Raw genomic sequence first — 16,608 nt, forward strand, 5'->3', positions numbered from 1 at the left:
CGTGAAGAGATTACAGTGCTCGGCCGTCTATTGCATGTTTCCTTGAATCGTCACCGATTTAAGGAAACATGCCGCAATGCTGAGTGCTACAGCGACCTTTGTGAGTCTGATAAGACGCGCGGCGCTGTAGAGATTTGGCGAGCGTCCAAAAGTTTGTATGGTTGCGCCGAGCACGCCGGTGCGACCGTCAGGGGAATACATGTTCGAACTCTTTGCTTTTCTTGCCTTTATCCTCGCTCTTTCCGCCTTTGCCGGCGGTCGCAAGACGGCCGAGCGGCTGGGGGCCGAAATCGCCGCGCTGAAGGCGGAGGTCGCGAGGCTGAAGACCTCATCGGGCGAAGGCGTTCAGGCCGAAGCGACGACCGAAGACCTCGCCGCCGCGCCCGAATTGCCGGTGGAACCGGACACGGTCGAGGAGGCTGCGATCGGCCTGACCGCCGGCGCGCGCGAGGGTGCCCGGATCTTCGGCGACGCGGAGAACGCGGCGGAAGACATCGAGGGTGGCGAGACCATTGCCGCCAGCACCGAAACGCCACAGCCGGTTCCGGCTGCGGCCCGTCAGACCGAAAGCCTGGAAAGCCGCCTCGGCGCGCGTTGGGCGGTCTGGGTCGGCGGCATTGCGCTCGCGCTCGGCGGCGTCTTCATGGTCAAGTATTCGATTGATGCCGGCCTCCTGAGCCCGGCGGTTCGCCTGACGCTTGCCGCCCTGTTCGGTCTCTTGCTGATGGCGGCAGGGGAGGTCATTCGCAGGCGCGCGGTGCCTGTCATCGCCAATGAGTTCCAAAATGCGATGATCCCCGGCATCCTGACGGCGGCCGGCGCCGTCACCCTGTTCGGTGTCGCCTATGCCGCCTATGGCATCTACGGCTATATCGGCACGGGCGCGGCATTCGTTCTGCTGGCCGCGATCTCGCTGGCGACCGTTGGTCTGTCGCTGCTGCATGGGCAGGCGCTCGCCGGCCTCGGCCTGCTTGCCTCGCTCGCAACCCCGGCACTCGTCTCGAGCGACGAACCGCGCCCCTGGGTCCTCTTCGGTTTCCTCTCGGTAGTCTGGCTTGCGACTTTGCTCGCGTCGCGGCTGCGGACTTGGACGGTAGTGCCGACCCTTGCCAACGTCGGCATCGGGCTTTGGGGGCTTGCCTATATCACCGCGGCCTCGCCATTCGAACCGCTGCCGGTCGCCTTTGCGCTGTTGGTGATGATCGTCGGCATCGGCCTCGTCTGGCCAGGTGCTACGGAAGCTGCACCCGCGCCCGAAGTCCCTGAGGGTGCGCAGCGACGCGGTGCCGTTGCCGGACCATGGGAAAGGCTGTTTATCCCGCCGCATGCGGCAATCTCCATTTCCGCGGCCATCGCCGCCACGGTGCTTGCGCTCCTTCTGATCAGCCCGGCGGTGGCCGCGGTCAAATATCCCGTGACGGAATTTGCCGTGGTCATTGCGGCGCTGGCGGCCTTGGGAGCCGGGCGGCCGACGGCGGTCTATCCCGCCGTGCTTTCGGCCGTCGGGGCAGTGGCCGGCGTCTGGAGCCTGACGGCGCTGAGTGGTGTGCTCGCCTATCTCGATCCCTCGCTCGCCGACGCTCTGCCGACGATCGTCCTGCCTGGCCGCACCGCCATGATCACGGCAATGCTGCTTGCGGCGCTGTTCGTGTTGCTCGGCGGCTTCGTGCTATCGCGCCGCCTCGTCACGCATCCGCACTATTCGACCCTTTGGGCCGGCATCGCCGCGGTTGTCCCGATCGCCCTGACGGCGATGTCGTTCCTGATGACCGGCAACTATGCCTTCGATCTGCCGCACGGCCTGTTCTCGCTCTTCGCCGGAGCCGCGCTGCTCGCGCTGGCGGACTGGCTTTACCGTCGCGGCGGCGAGGCGGAGGCGCGCGATATCGCGGCTGGATTGCTGGTCGCCGGTTCGTTCGCGTTCTTTGTCCTTGCCCTTCATGCCTGGACCGATGGGCTCGTCACCACACTTGCGATTGCCGTGCTCGGGACGGCCTATGCGCTCGCGACACGCATCCGCACCTGGCCGATCCTGCCCTGGATGACCGGTGCTGCGGCTGTGGTCGTTCTCGGGCGCATCGCCTGGGAGCCGACGATCGTCGGTGCCGGCAATCTCGGCACCACGCCCGTCTTCAACGCGCTCCTGCCCGGCTGCGGTATTCCCGCCGCGCTCCTCGCCGGCTCCGCCTATTTCCTGAGATCCTGGCCCGGCACACGGGTACGCAACCTCCTGCAGGCTCTCGCCAGTCTCTTCGTGCTGTTGACGCTCGCGATCCTCGTGCGTCACGCGATGAACGGCGGCGTGCTCGATAGCGCTGTGCCGACGCTCGGCGAGCAGTCGATCTATACCCTGCTGGCGATCGGCGCATCGGCGATCTTCATGAGCCTCGACATGAAGTCGCCGAGCCCGGTCTTCCGCTATGGCGGCATGGGTCTCGGTGTACTTTCGATGTTGTCGGTGCTTTCAGCGCATCTCCTCGGCCTCAACCCTTACTTCAGCGGCGAGCTTCTCGGTCATATCCCGTTCTTCGATCTCCTGCTGATCGGCTATCTGCTGCCGGGGCTCGGCTATGCCGGCCTCGCTTGGTATGCGCGCGACAAGCGGCCGTTGCCCTATGTCATGGCGCTTGCGGTCAGCGGCGCGGTGCTGGCCTTCGCCTGGGCGAGCCTCACGGTCCGCCGCGCATGGCAGGGAGAAAACATCGCGGATTGGAAGGGCTTCCTGCAGGGAGAGACATATACCTACTCGGTCGTCTGGTTGCTGCTCGGCGTGCTGCTGCTTGTGCTCGGTTCGCGTTTCCATGCCAAGAGCATTCGCATCGCTTCGGCCGTTCTCGTCTTCGTCGCTGTCCTGAAGGTGTTCCTGATCGACATGTCCAACCTCGAAGGTTTCCTGCGGGCCCTGTCCTTCATCGGGCTTGGCGGGGTATTGATCGGGATAGGGCTCTTCTATCAGAAGATCCTGTCCGGTGTCGGCGTCGCATCGACGGCGCCGACAGATCCTGCCGAACAGCAATAGGACGTCATGACACATATTTCGAAACTGGCGGCAGCCTTCGCGCCGCATGAGGATCTCGCCGCGGTGCTGCTGCCGCATGCCTTTGCCGCCGATGACGGCTCGCATGATGCCGCGCATCTGATCCGCGTCTGGAAGAATGCTGCGCGCATCCACGCGGAGGAGGGCGGCGATACGCGTTCGCTCGCCGCCGCCGTCCTGCTCCATGATTGCGTCTCGGTCGAGAAGAACTCGCCCTTGCGCACCCAGGCATCACGTCTGGCGGCGGAGAAGGCGACCGGCATTCTGCAGGAACTCGGCTGGGGTACGGGAGAGACCGGCGCCGTGGCGCACGCCATCCTGACCCACAGCTTCTCCGCCAACATTGCACCGGAGACGCTGGAGGCGAGGATTCTTCAGGATGCCGACCGGCTGGATGCGATCGGTATGGTCGGCGCCGCCCGCTGCTTCTATATCGCCGGGCGCATGGGCAGCGGTCTCTATGACCCGCTCGATCCGCTGGCGGAGGCAAGGGAACTCGATGACAAGGCGTTCGCCATCGATCATTTCGAGACCAAGCTGTTCCGGTTGGCCGATGGCTTCAAGACCGAAGCTGGCCGCCGATTGGCGGCGGAGCGCGAGGAGCGCCTGCGCGACGTGCTTGCCATGATGCTCGATGAAATCTAATTCTTTCAAGATATTGCCGCTATCCCGTGAATCGGATCGTCAGGCGCTTGAATCTATTTTTGAACATGAAGGAATTGTCCATGAAGGTGACCGGTCTCAACATTCATCCGCTGAAAAGCGGCCGCGCCATCGCCCGTGAGACGGTTACCGTCAACCTCGATGGCGTCGAGGGCGACCGGCGCTTCATGCTGATCGAGCCGGACGGGCGCTTCATCACCCAGCGCGAATTGCAGGCGCTGGCGAAGGTCGAAGCCAGCCACATCGATGGCGGTGTGCATCTTAGGATGGGCGACCGGGAAACCTCGGTACGCTTTGATCCGGATCGCCGGCTGAACGTCCAGGTCTGGGGCAGTGAAGTCGATGCCGCCGTTTCCGACGATACGGCGGATGAGACGCTGTCCGCATGGTTCGGCCGCCCGGTCAAGCTTGCCCACATGGACGCCTCGGCCGAGCGCTTTGTCGGTGCCGAGTGGGCCGGCACCGCAGCGCCTGTCGGCTTTGCCGATGGGTTCCCGGTCCTGATCACGACGACCGGCTCGCTCGCCGATCTCAACCGGACCCTCGCCGAAAAGGGCCAGGAGCCCGTCGGCATGGACCGGTTCCGCACCAACATCCTCGTCGATTGCGACGACGTCTGGGATGAGGATTTCTGGGAAAGCGTCGAGATCGGCGGCATTCGGTTCGATCTCGTCAAGCCCTGCGCCCGCTGCATCATGACGACACAGGATCAGATCACCGGCGAGCGTATTGGCGGCAACCCGATCCAGGGACTGGCCGAAAAGCGCATGTCCTCCGATCGGCGCGTGCCCGGCGTGCTCTTCGGCTGGAACGCGGTGCCGCGCAGCGAAGGCACCCTCAAGCTTGGCGATGAGGTCAAGGTCACCGGCCGGCGCGGTGAACGCTGGCCGATGAAGGTGCGTGCTTCGGCTTAAATCGGACGCAACTCCGGACGGAAAGCCGTTTCACATTCTTCTCGGAATTGCTCCGGGCCGCATCACGCCCAGGGCGTGATTCCGAGAAGCTTGGCGCCGAGATCCGAGAGGCTGGCGGGGGAGGCATTGAGCTTTTCCCATTGGCGCGGGTCGCCGGGAAAGGCGTCACGCTTGGGGTGGTCGAGTTCCCGCCACAGCCGCACCCGTTCCTCGCGCTCGGCGACATTGTCCCATTCCGCCGGATGCATCGAGATATATTGCGCCATCCGCACACGGTCGTCGGAGTGGTTGGGGCGCACACCATGGGCGAGCAGGCTGTTGAAAATCATCAGGTCGCCCGCCTCCATCTCGATGTTAACAGTCGAGAGACCGGCCATGTCGGGGTGCATCGGGTCGCGGTCGGCAGCTTGCGTCTTCTCCCAGCTTTCGAAGTTTTGGAAGAGTTCCGGCACGCATTGGAAGCCGCCGACGTCGCCGTCCTGTTTCTTCAGGCTCAGCACGCCCTGAACGCCGATCGGCAGAGGCCGGATCGAGGTGTCGACATCCCAATGGATGAATCCGTCAGGATTACCCTTCACCTTCTTCGGCGGATTGAGGTTGGCGCGGTCAATCGTCACCCACAGATCCTCGCGATCCCAGATGTCGACGAAGGCGCCGTAGATGCGCGGCTCCTGCCGGTTGTCCCAGAGATACTGGTGATTGTAGATCTCCAGCATGCCGGTGTTGTTGAGTTCCTTCATCTTGTGCTCGCGCCGCTGCGGCGCATACCAGGTCGAAGGATCGCTCGGATCCTTCTCGTCGAAGCGCCAGAGCAGATCGACGAGGCGCTCGACATTGGCCGGCGGCACCGCCTGTCTCACGATGACGTAGCCCTTGCTGACCCAATGCTGCCAGTCCGTTTCCGAAAGCACGCGCAGCGGCAGCCGCTTCTTGATGTCCTTCAGTTGTACCTCGAGATTGGCAGCCGTGGGGTGGCTGTCTCTGAGCGCCTGCATGAATGTCTCCTCGCCTTGAATGTTCGATTGGTCGATGGAGAAAGCCTAGCCTTCTGGTCGAGGCCATGTTGCACGAAGCATGCCAAAATTGATACTATTCTGGCATCGTGAGGCGAAGGCATGCAACATGAAGCCTGTTTTGCAGAAAATACCGCGGGCGACCAATGCTTCGTCGATCCTGCTCGACCGCCGCCTCGACGATTCCATTCCGTTCCAATGGCACCATCATCCGGAGTTCGAACTGACGTTGACGCTCAACTCGCGCGGCCAGCGCTTCATCGGCGACCATATCGGCGCCTATGACGACGGCGATCTCGTGCTCGTCGGTTCCAACCTGCCGCACACCTGGCACTCGTCGGGTAAGATTGACGGTGCCGAACCGCACGTGGCGCTGGTGCTCTGGTTTCATCCGGAATGGGTGGAACGTCTGGACGACGGCTTTGTCGAGCTCACCGGTGTCAAGGCGATGTTCGAGCGATCCGCCCCGGGCTTGCAGTTCACTCCGGAAGTTGCCGCCCGTGTCAGGCCGCTGTTTGAAGGGTTGCGCAGGCTGGCGCCGGAGGAACGGCTGCCGGATGTCCTCTCTCTGCTGACAATCCTGGCGCGTGAGCAACAGGTGGCGCCGTTGTCCAGCCGTGTCGTCACGCCATCGGGCCGATCGGTCGATCGTGGTCGCCTCGACCGTGTGCTCGACCATATCCATCTGCACTACGCCGAGAACCCATCGATGGAGGAACTCGCCGACCTTGCCGCCCTCAGCCTTTCCGGTTTGCATCGCCTGTTCCTGCGCCACCTCAACATGCCGGTCTCGGAGTATCTGATGCGGTTGAGGATCGGCGAAGCCTGCGCGCTCCTCAGCGGCTCTGGACGATCGATCGCCCACATCGCCGAAGCCGTGGGCTATCGCTCGATCGCCAACTTCAATCGGCAGTTCAAGGCGGCCAAGGTCATGACGCCCAGGGAGTTCCGCAACCGATTCCGAAGCGCTGCGTAACTCAGGCATCAATTCCGGTGATCGCGGCGTCAATATAATTGGCTTTTATCTGTTTTAGCCGCCGCCTAGGATGCCGGTCCATCAATCGGAGATATTTCATGTCCGCTGTTTCCGGAGCATCCGCGCCGTCCCATGCTCGTCAGGAGATGCCCTGGCTGATCATCGCGGCTGGTTCGGTCGTTGCGATGCTCACCTTCGGCCCGCGCTCGGCGATGGGCTTCTTCCAGTTGCCGATGCTCGCCGACACCCGCTGGGATCGGACGACTTTCGGCCTCGCCATGGCCTTGCAAAACCTCTGCTGGGGCTTGAGCCAGCCGTTCTTCGGCGCGATCGCCGACCGGTTCGGCACTTGGCGGGTGCTTGCCATGTCTGGCCTTCTCTATGCTGCGGGCCTCATCATCATGGCCTTTGCCAATGCGCCGATCTGGCTGCATATCGGTGGCGGCGTGCTCGTCGGCATGGCGGTCGGCTCCGGCTCCTTCGGCATTCTCCTGTCGGCCTTTGCCCGCAACGTCACGCCGCATCAGCGGTCGCTCGCCTTCGGCATCTGCACGGCGGCGGGCTCTGCCGGTATGTTCCTGTTCGCGCCGTTGAGCCAGGGGCTGATCTCCGCCTATGGCTGGTCGGACAGCCTCGTCTATCTCGGCGTCCTCATGCTGCTGGTGCCGTTCTTCGCGATTCCACTGCGTGGCAATGCCTCCTCCGGTCGCCAGAGCGAGGCGCAATACAAGCAGTCGATCGGCGAGGCGCTGAAGGAGGCGCTTGGCCACAAGAGCTACTTGCTTCTCGTCTCCGGTTTCTTCGTCTGTGGCTATCAGGTCGCCTTCATCACTGCGCATTTTCCGGCCTATATCGGCGATATCGGCATCGACGCGCGCTATGCGGTGATCGCGCTGGCGCTGATCGGCTTCTTCAACATCATCGGCTCGCTGTCTGCGGGTTTCATCGCCCAGCACTACTCGAAGCCCTACTTTCTGGCGCTGATCTATATCGCCCGCTCGGTGGCGGTGACCGCCTTCCTGCTGCTGCCGCAGACGCCGGTCTCCGTCGTCATCTTCGCGATCGTCATGGGCCTGCTCTGGCTTTCGACCGTGCCGCCGACCAACGCGCTGGTCGCGATCATGTTCGGCACGCGGCATCTGGGTCTGCTCGGCGGCATCGTTTTCCTCTCGCACCAGGTGGGTTCGTTCCTGGGTGTATGGATGGGCGGTTACCTCTACGACCACTTCGGTTCCTACGATCCGGTGTGGTGGCTCGGCGTGGTGCTCGGTATCTTCGCGGCGATCGTCCATTGGCCGATCGAGGAGAAGAGCGTGGTGCGGCCGGCGATGGCCTGACCGCATGTGCAAAATGGGGCGCTGCGAAAAACAGCGCTCCATTCTTGAATTCTGTCACAAAACTTTCTAAATCAACCCATGCGGCTTTGCCGCTTTTGTTTTGGTTCAATTATGCTCAGATTGAGCATAATTGAAAAAGCTGCCCGGGAAGAGGGCGGAGAGGAGATCTCGATGACGCGCGTTGTTTCCCGCAAAGAGGCGGTGGCGAACCCGGTTCTTGTCAGCGCTGCCCAGCGCTTTGGTGTCATCGAAAGACCCGAACTTGCCTTCACGCCAGCGGTCGCACGCGAGACGGAACATCTCTACGAGAAGGTGAAGGACTTTATCCCGGCGATCGAGTGGCCGGTCTATGCGCCCTATGTGCACGCCATCAACCGGCTGAAGAAGGAGCGCAATGCCGTCATCCTCGCGCATAACTATCAGACGCCCGACATCTTCCACTGCGTCGCCGATATCGTCGGCGACTCGCTGCAGCTTGCCCGTGACGCCAGCAAAGTCGATGCCGAGATCATCATCCAGTGCGGCGTGCACTTCATGGCCGAAACGTCGAAGCTGTTGAGCCCGGAAAAGACGGTTCTGATCCCGGACGGTAAAGCCGGCTGCTCCTTGTCGGAATCGATCACCGGCGCCGATGTGCGCCTTCTGAAGCAGCGTTACCCCGGCGTTCCTGTCGTCACCTACGTCAACACCTCCGCCGACGTGAAGGCCGAGACCGATATCTGCTGCACCTCGTCCAACGTGCTTGACGTCGTCGAGAGCCTGGAATCCGACACGGTGCTCTGCATCCCCGACGAATATCTGGCGATGAATGTCGCGCGCCAGACCAACAAGAAGATCCTGACCTGGAAGGGCCACTGCGAAGTGCATGAGCGCTTCACCGCTGCCGAGCTGCTCGCTTACAAGGAAGCCAATCCGGGCATCGAGATCATCGGCCATCCGGAATGCCACCCGGATGTGATCGCCGTTTGCGATTTCGCCGGTTCGACGTCGGGCATGATCAACTATGTCAAGGACAACCGCCCGTCGAAGGTCCTGCTCGTCACCGAATGCTCGATGGCGTCGAACATCCAGGCCGAGATCGAGGGCGTCGAGTTCGTCAAGCCCTGCAACCTCTGTCCGCACATGAAGCGCATCACGCTGCCGAAGATCCTCGACAGCCTGCTCAACATGACGGAGGAGGTTCTCGTCGATCCGGCGATCGCCGCCCGCGCCCGCCTTGCGGTCGAACGCATGGTGAACCTCAAGCAGTAGCAATTCCGCCTGGCGGTTCGCCCGGCCTACAGCGCCGCGCGCCTTATAAGGCGCGCAAAGGTCGCTGTAGAATATAGAAACTCTGCATGCGCATTGGAGGAGAATGAAACATGCTGACCGACCACTTCCGCCCGCAATCCTTCAACGGGATTGACGACATCGTCATCGTCGGCGGCGGCCTGGCCGGCCTTTTCTGCGCGCTGAAGCTGAGCCCGAGGCCGGTGACGATCCTGGCTGCCGCGCCCATCGGCCACGGCGCCTCGTCGGCCTGGGCTCAAGGGGGCATCGCCGCGGCCATGAGCCCGGGCGATACCTTCGAGAAACACGTTGCCGACACGCTCGCCGCCGGCGCCGGCATCGTCGACGAGAAGATGACGCGCATGATGGTCGCCGAAGGCCCGGCGCGCATTCACGATCTTCTGGAATATGGCGTGCCCTTCGATCGCGACCTCGAAGGCAAGCTGCTGTTGTCGCGCGAGGCGGCGCATTCCGAGCGGCGCATTGTCCGGGTCAAGGGTGACATGGCCGGCAAGGCGATCATGGAAGCGTTGATTGCCGCGGTGCGCAAGACGCCGTCGATCCGCGTGATCGAGGGTTACGTCGTGGAGGAACTGGTTCGCGAGGGCCGGTTCATCTCCGGCGTCATCGCGCGGCCGGATGCCGGGCAGTCGAAGAAGCGCGTCTCGTTCCCGGCGCGTGCCGTCGTACTTTGCTCCGGCGGCGTCGGCCATCTCTATGCGGTCACCACCAACCCTTGGGAAGCCTGCGGGCAGGGGGTCGGCATGGCAGCGCGCGCCGGCGCGATCATCGCCGATCCGGAGTTCGTGCAGTTCCATCCGACCGCGATCAATATCGGCAAGGATCCGGCGCCGCTGGCGACCGAGGCGCTGCGCGGCGACGGTGCCTATCTCCTGAATGCGGCGGGCCATCGCTTCATGCTCGACATTCACCCGGACGGCGAGCTTGCGCCGCGCGACATCGTTTCGCGCGGGGTCTTTGCCGAAGTCCAGGCGGGGCGCGGTGCCTTCCTCGATTGCACCAAGGCGGTGGGCAAGCACTTCCCCGACATGTTCCCGACGGTCTATGCCTCCTGCATCGCGGCCGGCATCGATCCGGTGACCCAGCCGATCCCTGTCGTGCCCGCGGTCCACTACCATATGGGCGGCGTGCTGACGGACGCGGAGGGCCGCACCTCGATCGATGGCCTCTGGGCCGCCGGCGAAGTCACCTCGACAGGCGTGCATGGCGCCAACCGCCTTGCCTCCAACTCGCTGCTCGAAGCGGTCGTCTTTGCGGCCCGTATCGCCGAAAACATCAAGGGCACGCTGCCGACGCCGCAACTCACCGAGTGGGGCGACAATGCCGGCGAGAATGACGATCCGGTGACCGTCGAGGATAGCCCGCAGCTCAAGGTTCTGCGCCAGGTGATGAGCGATTGCGTCGGTGTGATCCGCACCCGCGAGAGCCTGCTGAAGGCAATCCGAGAGATCGAGCGGCTCGAGCGCGAAAATTCGCGCATGCGCTTCACCAACATCATCACGACAGCCAAGCTGATAACCGTCGGTGCGCTACGCCGCACGGAAAGCCGCGGCGGCCACTTCCGCGCCGATTGCCCGGCGGAGCGTCCGGAATGGCGCCGACGCACCTACCTGACGCTCGCCGAAGCCAATCGCCTTTCAAAGGAATTGGCTGAAACGGAACCGGCGTGATCCGGCACTCCGCCACTCGCATGTGACTGAACCTCAAGGACCGCCAGCAAATGATCGCAGCCCTCCTCCCCGAACTGCCCGCACTGATGATCGAGGACCAGGTGCGCGCCGCACTGCTTGAGGATCTCGGCCGCGCCGGCGACATTACCACGCTGTCGACGATCGGACCGGAGCTGACGGCAACGGCCGGCATGAACGTCCGCGACGCGGGCGTCGTTGCCGGGCTTGATCTGGCCCGCGCCGCCTTCCGTCTGGTCGACCCGTCGATCGGTTTCGAGGCGTTGGTGGCGGATGGGGACCGGGTGGCGCCGGGCACGGCGATCGCCCGCATCTCCGGCCGTGCCCGCGGGTTGCTGTCCGCCGAGCGGGTGGGCCTGAATTTCCTTATGCATCTCTCGGGTATTGCCACCTATACGGCGAAATTCGCCGACGAGATCGCCCATACGCGTGCGAAGGTTTGCTGTACCCGCAAGACCATCCCGGGGCTGCGCGCACTCGAGAAATTTGCCGTGCGTCTCGGCGGTGGCTCCAACCACCGCTACGGGCTCGACGACGCGGTGTTGATCAAGGATAACCACATTGCCGTTTCCGGCGGTGTCGCCAGCTCCATCCACGCGGCGCGGGCCTATTGCGGCCATCTCGTCAAGATCGAGGTCGAGGTCGATGGTCTCGATCAGATGCGCGAGGCGCTGACCGCCCAGCCCGACGTCATCCTACTCGACAATATGGGGCCGGAGCTGCTGCGCGAAGCCGTCGCCGTCAACCAGGCATTCTGGCAGCTCTCCACCGACGCCTACGCGCTCGACGCCCGCCGCACCCGGCTCGAGGCCTCCGGCAACGTCAAGATCGATACTGTGCGCGCGATTGCCGAAAGCGGCATCGACTACATCTCGACTTCAAAGATCACCATGGCCGCTCCAACGCTCGACATTGGCCTCGATGTGGTGATCAACCGGTAACGAGCAGTTCAACCAGCGTTATCGCTGCATGATGAACGGGCAGGCGAAGCGCTCGCCGACGGTGATCTGCGTGCCGCAATCGTAGCGGCAGGTCTTGAACTGCCCGTTCGAATCCTGGCTGTTGAGATTGCAGATCGTGGTCTGAGGCTGCATGCCGCCGCCCTGCTGGTTCTTGAAGTAGTCGGGCATCTTCGGCTTCTCGTCGATACCCGACTGGGGCGAGGTTCCGAGCAGCGACGTCAGCAGGGTCAGTGCGAGCAGCATGGGCTTACCTCGGTCTTAAACGTCAGGTGGCGGGCATAGGAGAGTTCCGTCTCCACCCGCTGCACCAATCATATCATGATCCAGCAATGTAGGTGGCGTCTCGGGATGTTTTTAGACGCAGGTCCGCTTTTCAGGGATTATTGACTGCGATCATCGCCCGCCGACCTTGAGGCCCGGGGCAGGGCGCTCATCGAGGATCTGGCGGCGGAAGCGGAAGAGGGCGGCCGGGCGCCCACCGGTCGAAGACAGTGTCATGCCTGTCGGTTCCACCAGCTCCGCGCCCTCGACGAGGCGGCGGAAATTCTGCTTGTGCAGGTGGCGGCCGGAGATTGCTTCGACGGTCGCCTGCAGGTCGGTCAGCGTGAACTCCGGCGGCATCAGTTCGAAGACGACAGGGCGATATTTGAGCTTGCCGCGCAACCTCGCGATCGCTGTCGCGACGATGCGGCGATGGTCATGGCGCATCGCCTGCCCGACGGTCAGAACGTCGTGGCCGTTGCCGTGGCCGTCGAGCACAGCTTCGGGCACGAGCCCGGCCTCGTAGAGCAGCTCGTAACGCTCCAGCACACGCTCCTCGTCCCAGGGAAAATCGTCGAGACCAAATGCCAGGCGAATGCGCGCCCGGCGGCGGGCGATCCGGGCGGCCTGTTCTTCGCCGGTGGCGCCAGTCTCCCAGCGGGCAAGCCCCGGCAGGATCGCCTGATCGAGGACCGGTGGGCGGCCCTGCCGCCAGTCTTCCCAAGGCAGATAGCCGTACCAGTCGCGCCAGTGCGCGCCGGCTTCGGCGAGCCGCTCGGTGTTTTCGGCATCGGTCCTGGTCAGTGCCAGATAACCGACCGAGACCATGTGTTTGCCTTCTTCGCCCGGAAGCCGCTGCCGGCCGCGATCACCGAAGGTGTAGAGTTGTTCGATATAGCCGAGTTTCAGCGCCGTGCGCTTTTCGACGCGATCGCGCAGGCTCGTCTCAAAGGTCCGATGCAGCGCCGGATCAAAGGGGCCGAAGGGCAGGCTGTCTCGCGCGTCGCCGTCGGTTTCGCTGACGGCAAGGATCCGAGGACTGCGCTGGACGACGGCGACGATCGCCGCATTGAGGCCGATTTCGACCGTCGTCGGCTGCGTTTCAGTCGGCAACGGCTGCCCCCTCGGCAAGGAGCGGCAGGACAAAGGGTGCGTTACCATCGGTGTCCGCACCTCGGCCGATCCCGCGCACGGCGGCCATGAGCCGCCCGTTACGCTGGAGCACCGTATCACCGATCTCGATAAGCCGGCTGTTTGGCGTTGCGAAGGGCGAGGCGCGCCGCAGGCGCTGAACCAATTCTGCGTCGTCCTGGTCCGGCTCGGCGGCAAGAGCTGCGATAAGCGCCGCTGCCGGCGAACGCGAAACGCCCATCCAGCAATGGACGAGCAGCGGCCGCGCGCGATCCCATTCGCGCGCAAAGGCGACGATCTGCCGGACATGCTCTTCCTGCGGCGCGATGAGGTCACCGGTGCCGGCAAAGGTGATGTCGTTCATGCCGAGCGTCAGGTGCCGCGCCTTGGCGATGACCCCGGGGCGATGAAAGTCCTGGCCCTTGGCGACAAGGCTGATCATCTCGGTGCAGCCATGGCGAACGGCCATTTCGGCGATGCGGGCGAGCGGCGATACGACGATCTCCGGCATGTCAGATTTCCGCGCGTGCGGGCAGGCGCTCTGCTTCCAGAACCTGGAACCGTTCCGTGAACAGCCGCTGCGCTTCGACGGCCGGCAAGGGATCGATCAGCAGCGTTTCGCGGGTAATGCCGCGTGGCTGGCCGAAGAACTTGCGCGCCTCTTCGACCGAGAAGCCGGCAAGCACGGTCGCTTCGAAATAGGCGGCGACGTGGTCGGCCTTCTTGATCCGATCCTTCAATTCCTTGGAGCATTGCGCCGGCAGGCCGAAGCGAAGGTGAATGGCGCTTTCCAGCCGCTTTTCCACCGACTTGTAGCCGCCGCCGACCACCGCCTTGAACGGCGAGATCATGTCACCGATCACATATTCCGGCGCGTCATGCAGCAGTGCCAGCAGGCAGTCGTCGGTGCTGCATTTGTTGCTGCGGCGAAAGATGTCCTCGACCATCAGGCTGTGCTGCGCCACCGAGAAGGCGTGGTCGCCGGCCGTCTGGCCGTTCCAGCGGGCAACGCGCGCGAGCCCATGGGCGATGTCGCCGATCTCCACGTCGAGCGGCGACGGATCGAGCAGGTCCAGCCGGCGGCCGGAGAGCATGCGTTGCCAGGCGCGGGTCGACGTCACGCGCTTGCCTCGTCGGCGCTCGTCGGGAAGGTGAGCCCGGTCCATTCGGGCAGGACCATGGTCACCGGTACGTCACCGGCAAGCAACTGAACATCGTTCGCCATGGCTTCTCCCGCCTTGTCGATGCGCACGATCGCGAGTGCCGACTTGCCTTGAACCGTACCCAGCGTGCCGATGGACTTATCGTTCGCAGTAATCGTCGTTCCCGTCGGGGGAAGCGCGGTCTGCGCAGAGACGATCACGACCCGGCGGCGCGGCATGCCGCGGTGCTGCATCCGCGACACCACTTCCTGGCCGACGTAGCATCCCTTCTTGAAGGAAAGGCCGCCGTTCTTGTCGAGGAGAACATCATGCGGAAAAGCATCTTGCACCGCATAATCAGTGCCGGCACTCGCGACGCCCGCTGCGATGCGAATCCGCTCGAGTTCTTCGACGCCGGCCGTGTCGCCGGCTGCTTCGCCATAGGCGCGGAAGAGTGCGACGCCGGCTTTCTCGAAGCGGTGATCCCGATAAGCCCCCTCAGGCGGGGCCTCGTCAAATATCACGGTGACGGCGGCGGACGCATCGATCGAAAGGTCGACCGCCGAGCGAAGCTTGTACATCGTCAGCCGCTTCAGCAGTGCTTCCGCCTGGTCGCGCGCGGTCTCCAGCCTAAGGCAGTCGCCATCACGGGAGATCATGAAGTCGAACAGAATCTTGCCCTGCGGCGCCAGCAAGGCGCCGGGACGCGATTCATCGGGCGCCAGCGCATCGAGGTCGGTGGTGATCAATCCCTGGAGGAGATCTTCGGCGTCCTTGCCGGAGACGGCGACAATCGCGCGGTCGTCGAGGCGAACTCTGGGCATCGTTCGAATCCTGCTCGGCGGGTGGGAACCCGCTCTAACCTAGAGCATTTCCAGCAAAAGTACGTAGCGGTTTTGCGTCCGGAAATGCGTACAACAAACACCGATCACGTCGCGATCCGGGTCGACTCGACCTGGTACCATCGTGATCTCTTGGCGAAGAGGTAGGATGTTCGGAGAGGATCGGCAAGCTCGGTCGCCCGCGGTCAGTCGCCGGCGATGAAGAATTTCCACTTTCCGTCCGGCATGATGCCGACGCGGTAGAAGTTGTAGCTGCCGAACTCTTCCATGTCTGCAAAGTCCCCTGCGGTGACCAGGCGGAACAGATCGACCTTTTCCGGTGCCGTGAGCGTCGAGAGCTTCTTCTCGGCGAAATAGGGCCAGACATAGGCCTCCTGCGGCGTGCCCTTGTCCACCAGCACGAAACCGGTCGATAGAACGTCGAGCAGGATTGCCAGGATTTCGACACCCTCTTGATCGCCCGAAAGTCCCTTGAGAATCGCGACCGGGTCCTCGTCGCCGGTGACGCCGGTGACCTGGGTTTGGGTCGGGCCCTTGCCGAGCAACGGGCGCAGGCGCTCGATATCGCCGGAAGCCGCCGCTTCGACGATCAGTTCACGCATCCGGGCAACAGGCGCCGGAATCTTGGAAACGTCTGTCAGAACCTCGACAGGCCCGGCCGTCTCAGGCTCTTCGGCCGCGGGGGCCTCGTCCTTGGTGGCCGTCGCTGACTTGTTGATCAGCGGATCGGGCATCGGGATTTCGAGCGGAAGCTTCTCTTCTTCTTCCGGCTCCTCCGCGACAGGTTCGGCCACAGGCGGCGCCGCCTTCTGGTCGCCGGTAGCGGGCTGTTCGGTGGGAACGGGTTGCGGCGCGCCCTGCAATTCGCTGAGAGCAAAGGCCGGGGAGAACGCTGCCGGGGTGCTCAAGGCGACACCGGCCAAAAGCAGCGTGGCGAGGCGAACCGGAAGGGTCCGGTTTGCAAGATTCCGAATCATCGGGCAGTCCTGATATTACTGAAGCGTGCGCTGGGGCGAAAATTCGCCGGCGAGGACGCGTTCGCGAAGCGAATTGAGCATCGCTTCTGCACCGTCTTCGCCATGAAGCCGAACGGTTTCCCGCATGGCGAGCGCGATGGCCGCATCGGCGATGATTTCCGGCTCGATACCATCAGCCATGCCATCCGCCCAGGCCTCGCTCTGGTGTTCCAGCGCAGCCTGCATTTTCTCGTGGACGATCATGTCATCGATGTCGGTCAGGCTTGGTTCCATCATTCGTTCCATGCGACTTCCATTGTGCAAGCGGTTCATTCTTTGGCCGTCCGGCTGAACTCCAACTGAACGGCTGTGACGGACTCGCCACTTCTTACCACT

16 protein-coding genes are annotated in these 16,608 nt (G+C 63.5%); 8 read left to right on the forward strand and 8 right to left on the reverse strand.

Going from position 1 to position 16,608, the window contains the following annotated elements; translation table 11 throughout:
* Positions 1 to 199: 199 nt before the first annotated feature.
* From ACN9MO_RS03985 to ACN9MO_RS03995, 3 genes are all read left to right on the forward strand, one after another.
* Positions 200 to 3,019, forward strand: a complete 2,820-nt coding sequence (locus ACN9MO_RS03985) for a DUF2339 domain-containing protein (RefSeq protein WP_112995419.1) — start codon at positions 200 to 202, stop codon at positions 3,017 to 3,019.
* 6 nt (positions 3,020 to 3,025) lie between these two features.
* Positions 3,026 to 3,682: an HD domain-containing protein gene (locus ACN9MO_RS03990; protein ID WP_057252781.1), complete on the forward strand. Its 657-nt coding sequence runs from the start codon at positions 3,026 to 3,028 to the stop codon at positions 3,680 to 3,682.
* A gap of 80 nt (positions 3,683 to 3,762) precedes the next feature.
* Positions 3,763 to 4,614 carry an MOSC domain-containing protein gene (locus tag ACN9MO_RS03995; RefSeq protein ID WP_113132298.1) on the forward strand — a complete coding sequence of 284 codons (852 nt, stop codon included), beginning with the start codon at positions 3,763 to 3,765 and terminating at the stop codon, positions 4,612 to 4,614.
* Between the two features lie 62 nt (positions 4,615 to 4,676).
* Here the strand turns inward: ACN9MO_RS03995 and ACN9MO_RS04000 are convergent, their stop codons facing one another.
* A complete protein-coding gene (locus ACN9MO_RS04000) occupies positions 4,677 to 5,609 on the reverse strand; it encodes a phytanoyl-CoA dioxygenase family protein (protein ID WP_113132278.1) in 933 nt (310 codons plus the stop codon).
* Positions 5,610 to 5,736: 127 nt separating this feature from the next.
* On the opposite strand from ACN9MO_RS04000, the gene ACN9MO_RS04005 reads away from it, so the two are divergent.
* The 5 genes from ACN9MO_RS04005 to nadC all read left to right on the forward strand — a co-directional run bounded on the left by ACN9MO_RS04005 (position 5,737) and on the right by nadC (position 11,859).
* Positions 5,737 to 6,603, forward strand: coding sequence for an AraC family transcriptional regulator (locus tag ACN9MO_RS04005; protein WP_112995420.1), 867 nt, complete (start codon positions 5,737 to 5,739; stop codon positions 6,601 to 6,603).
* Positions 6,604 to 6,701: 98 nt separating this feature from the next.
* A complete protein-coding gene (locus ACN9MO_RS04010) occupies positions 6,702 to 7,940 on the forward strand; it encodes an MFS transporter (RefSeq protein ID WP_058320254.1) in 1,239 nt (412 codons plus the stop codon).
* Between the two features lie 171 nt (positions 7,941 to 8,111).
* Complete coding sequence (nadA, locus tag ACN9MO_RS04015; RefSeq protein ID WP_057252773.1) at positions 8,112 to 9,191, forward strand: quinolinate synthase NadA; 1,080 nt, start codon at positions 8,112 to 8,114, stop codon at positions 9,189 to 9,191.
* A gap of 110 nt (positions 9,192 to 9,301) precedes the next feature.
* A complete protein-coding gene (locus tag ACN9MO_RS04020; protein ID WP_110878153.1) occupies positions 9,302 to 10,900 on the forward strand; it encodes an L-aspartate oxidase in 1,599 nt (532 codons plus the stop codon).
* A gap of 53 nt (positions 10,901 to 10,953) precedes the next feature.
* Positions 10,954 to 11,859, forward strand: a complete 906-nt coding sequence (nadC, locus tag ACN9MO_RS04025) for a carboxylating nicotinate-nucleotide diphosphorylase (protein WP_113132299.1) — start codon at positions 10,954 to 10,956, stop codon at positions 11,857 to 11,859.
* 18 nt (positions 11,860 to 11,877) lie between these two features.
* Here nadC and ACN9MO_RS04030 read toward each other — a convergent pair whose 3' ends face one another.
* From ACN9MO_RS04030 to ACN9MO_RS04060, 7 genes are all read right to left on the reverse strand, one after another.
* Positions 11,878 to 12,123: a hypothetical protein gene (locus ACN9MO_RS04030; RefSeq protein ID WP_058320251.1), complete on the reverse strand. Its 246-nt coding sequence runs from the start codon at positions 12,121 to 12,123 to the stop codon at positions 11,878 to 11,880.
* A 150-nt stretch (positions 12,124 to 12,273) separates the two neighbouring features.
* Entirely contained in the window at positions 12,274 to 13,302 is a 1,029-nt protein-coding gene (locus ACN9MO_RS04035) for an NUDIX hydrolase (protein WP_057252765.1), read from the reverse strand.
* Positions 13,244 to 13,783: a tyrosine phosphatase family protein gene (locus ACN9MO_RS04040; protein WP_057252763.1), complete on the reverse strand. Its 540-nt coding sequence runs from the start codon at positions 13,781 to 13,783 to the stop codon at positions 13,244 to 13,246. The genes ACN9MO_RS04035 and ACN9MO_RS04040 overlap by 59 nt, the downstream gene beginning before the upstream one ends.
* Before the next feature lies 1 nt (position 13,784).
* Positions 13,785 to 14,393 (reverse strand): YfbR-like 5'-deoxynucleotidase, encoded by a 609-nt coding sequence (locus ACN9MO_RS04045; RefSeq protein ID WP_057252762.1) that lies wholly within the window; start codon positions 14,391 to 14,393, stop codon positions 13,785 to 13,787.
* Positions 14,390 to 15,238: a YgfZ/GcvT domain-containing protein gene (locus ACN9MO_RS04050; RefSeq protein ID WP_112995421.1), complete on the reverse strand. Its 849-nt coding sequence runs from the start codon at positions 15,236 to 15,238 to the stop codon at positions 14,390 to 14,392. The genes ACN9MO_RS04045 and ACN9MO_RS04050 overlap by 4 nt, the downstream gene beginning before the upstream one ends.
* 203 nt (positions 15,239 to 15,441) lie before the next feature.
* Positions 15,442 to 16,233 (reverse strand): hypothetical protein, encoded by a 792-nt coding sequence (locus ACN9MO_RS04055; RefSeq protein WP_057252759.1) that lies wholly within the window; start codon positions 16,231 to 16,233, stop codon positions 15,442 to 15,444.
* A 15-nt stretch (positions 16,234 to 16,248) separates the two neighbouring features.
* Positions 16,249 to 16,518, reverse strand: a complete 270-nt coding sequence (locus tag ACN9MO_RS04060; protein ID WP_093232155.1) for a hypothetical protein — start codon at positions 16,516 to 16,518, stop codon at positions 16,249 to 16,251.
* Between the last annotated feature and the right edge of the window lie 90 nt (positions 16,519 to 16,608).

The sequence above is a fragment of the Ensifer sp. R-19 genome (assembly GCF_049905105.1).
In the GTDB taxonomy this organism is placed as follows: Bacteria; Pseudomonadota; Alphaproteobacteria; order Rhizobiales; family Rhizobiaceae; genus Ensifer.